Source organism: Parendozoicomonas sp. Alg238-R29 (genome assembly GCF_947331445.1).
Classification (GTDB): Bacteria; Pseudomonadota; Gammaproteobacteria; order Pseudomonadales; family Endozoicomonadaceae; genus Sansalvadorimonas.
Genome location: NZ_CAMZOG010000246.1, coordinates 1 through 883 on the forward strand (window position 1 = coordinate 1; position 883 = coordinate 883).

The window sequence follows — 883 nt, forward strand, 5'->3', positions numbered from 1 at the left end:
GATGAAAAAGTCAGGGGTGCTTACGAGCAGCTGAGTAACTATGGAGCTATCGCCGCCTGAAAGTGTCCGCGGTATTGAGAATTAATAAAAATATTTTCAGACAATATAATTATTCAGTATGTTGCTATTGCCTTCATATGTGCGACGCTAGCAATGATTGCAATCTCACAATACTTTAAATTTCATAATGAAAATATAAGGTTTGGAAAGAGCAAGAATTTTGAAGAGGCACTTTCCAAATTTGAGGATGGAAGTGATGACTGGTATCTATTCCAAGAGTCTTTTGCACAAGAGTTATTTCATGCAAACACGAAAGTATATGCTTCAAAAAATCAAAGGCATCAAATAACTGACTGGCTTATAAATAAGAATATCAGTATAAACATTCTTAAAAAAGCTTGGCCTGCTTTAAAAATGAAAAATGGTGAAATGCTTACAGTCCCAAGCAAGGGAGATGAGTTATTTTACTGGTTCTCTTTTATATCAATCATGTTCTTCATGATTCTTTTAGTCCCATTAACTTTGTTTGGTATTGTTTCTATATCACAAGGTGAAAGCATAGCTGTATTTTTTTACCCTGTACTATTATCTTTTCTGATATTTACAACATACAAAAACATTGAACCAGTCATCTTTCTCAAAAAGTTAAATTATAGAATCAGCAATTGTTAACCTAACAAGTGCTTCAAATGGGACGCCTACGGCGCCCCTTAAGCAGGCGTTGTGCGTCAATGTGCAAATATTAATGTTTCGGTCTGTGCTTTCCTGAGAAACAACAAAGAGTTTTGTGGAGCTGGCAATCAAATATTGGAGTTTGCCACGTGCAAATCCTGAAAGTTCATTCTTTCAACGTGTTTATTCTGCAAACATTTTTCGGGCTGCT

The 883-nt window shown here is 35.4% G+C and carries 1 protein-coding gene; it reads left to right on the forward strand.

What is annotated here, in order from left to right; genetic code table 11:
• The first annotated feature begins 153 nt into the window (after window positions 1-153).
• Window positions 154-672, forward strand: coding sequence for a hypothetical protein (locus QMA35_RS21880; protein WP_281649248.1), 519 nt, complete (start codon window positions 154-156; stop codon window positions 670-672).
• The last annotated feature ends 211 nt before the right edge of the window (window positions 673-883 follow it).

Coding starts and splice junctions, on each gene's coding strand:
- QMA35_RS21880 (WP_281649248.1), top strand. CDS start 154: ATGATTGCAATCTCACAATACTTTAAATTTCATAATGAAAATATAAGG.